Origin of the sequence: Halanaerobium saccharolyticum (assembly GCF_004362045.1) — a bacterium.
In the GTDB taxonomy this organism is placed as follows: domain Bacteria; phylum Bacillota; class Halanaerobiia; order Halanaerobiales; family Halanaerobiaceae; genus Halanaerobium; species Halanaerobium saccharolyticum_C.
Genome location: NZ_SNWX01000068.1, coordinates 1 through 2,036, shown reverse-complemented (window position 1 = coordinate 2,036; position 2,036 = coordinate 1). Strand labels below are relative to the sequence as shown.

The following is a 2,036-nucleotide window of genomic DNA, read 5'->3' as shown; positions in this document are numbered from 1 at the left end:
TAGGTAAAGTATACCATAATTGGATATGAAAATGAATAAATTCAACTATATTAAATAAAAGAACAATGAAAACCCACACTAAATAGCGAAGAGGCAATTATTTAATGTTTTTTGCAAAAAAAAAGCCAATATTACTATTGGCCGTAAATTTTCTAAGATACATATTTCATTTCTTTTCTTTGTTTAACTTTTTTTAATTCTTTTTCCGACTTTAGAAATTCTTTTAAATAAGCCTCTACTACTTCTAAGTGGTTTTTTTCTTTGAGCAGATCATCTATTAGTTCTTTTATAGTCTCTAGAGTTTCTATATGTTTTAATGATAGTTTAGTTGCCAATTTTTTATCATTGAATAGTTTACTGCAGTTTACAAATCTTATTAACTCATCCTCGGATATTTGACCGGGATTACCACCATCCAGTTCCAGACATTCTCTGGCTTCAGCAATTTCGGAAAGGCTGTACTTTTCTTTAAGTTTTAAAGCAGTTAAAATTTCTGAGGTTACAATATCAGGATAGAGAGCTTTTCCATCATTAATTTCCATGTGAGAGATAACGCCCTCTCTTACCCAGTCATGTAGAGTTAAATTAGTATAAATTAAGGGCATTTCTTCTCCTCTAACTTCTTCCACCAGACTTCTAGCATTGTTTAAGGATATCATAATAATCAAACCCTTTCCTGTGCTTTTAGCACAAAGTCTAAAAACCTCTTTAACTAATTTATCTTGATAAAATTCCTGCAGATGACCTTCAGCATCCTTCCTTTTCTGGCAACTTCTTTTTTGTTTTTAATTCTTTTTGATTAATCAATTTCAAAATAGAAATCGGGAGATTTTTAGCATACTAGCTGCCGCATCTACTAGACAACTTTCAGTTAAATTTCTCCTTTCAGTACATTTAAATTGTAACATAAATACTTACTGAAATCAAGATTTGAATGTACTTTGAGTATATATTGAGATGCTTTTAATATGCTTTTACATTAAATATCATCTGTAGAAATTATAATCATAATTTTTCTACTATTTATTAATATATCCAACAATACTATTTAATCTGAAATTGATTAAAAAGTAATTAAAATATTTTATTTTTTGCAAATATGACTATTATAGTACTAAGGCCACCCTTTTATTGGACGAACCGGATAAAATTTCTTAATACTCATCATTTCTTATATAAAGTTTTAAACTCTTAAGATAATCAACATTATAGGGAGAATCCTCTCTAAAAATCAAGGCTCTGATATATGAAATCTGGGGACTTAATGATTTTTCATTATCTTTATCTTCTCCCATCGTAATCTGATAGCGCCTCTCCTCACTGCGGCTGATAATTACAAAAGCATCATTTTTTTTAGAAAAGCGATAAACATAATTTTGAGGATTGAAAACTTTCTCTTCTTCAGTCAAGGAAATATAATAATACTGACTGTTATTAAATTCAAAAGTTGCTATTTTATAATTTTCAAGTATATTTGCCAGCCTCTCTTCTGTTAACTGCAGCTCTATCCCCTTTAAATAGGCATTATCATCAAAGTCATTCTGAAATTCTTCAATAAAATCTCCATCCATAATTGCGTCAATATATTTTTTTTGAGGCCAATTAAGCTTATTTAATTTCAAATAAATATTTTCAATCACTTCTATAGGTTGATTGGATGCTATTAATCTACTTTCATCAAACTTTTCTTCCTGATTTTGACTAAATTTTTGTAGATAAATATATCCCATATCACAGCTTTGATCACAGGTAATATCCATATTTTCAGCCTCCCTTTTTTGATTTATAGATTCTATACTATTAATTCCCTACATATTATGATTTTTCTATCTTCTAATAATATTATAACAAAATTTAATCAAAACTTTAATCTAAAATCACCTGTTTAGTAAAATAAAAAATTTTAATCATTTTAAAAATTGTTACTCAATTAATATTTTAAAACATAGTGTAAAATAAGTTTTGGAGATTCATTTTGAAATTATCTAGAAAATTAGAAAGAAGACTCCCTTTTTGATAAAATGTTTTTAGGATAA

The 2,036-nt window shown here is 27.6% G+C and carries 2 protein-coding genes; both read right to left on the bottom strand.

The window, feature by feature from the left end; translation table 11 throughout:
- Positions 1 to 152 precede the first annotated feature (152 nt).
- Positions 153 to 659 (bottom strand): hypothetical protein, encoded by a 507-nt coding sequence (locus DFR79_RS15990; protein WP_133516450.1) that lies wholly within the window; start codon positions 657 to 659, stop codon positions 153 to 155.
- A gap of 495 nt (positions 660 to 1,154) precedes the next feature.
- Entirely contained in the window at positions 1,155 to 1,760 is a 606-nt protein-coding gene (locus tag DFR79_RS15985; protein WP_133516449.1) for a hypothetical protein, read from the bottom strand.
- Positions 1,761 to 2,036 lie beyond the last annotated feature (276 nt).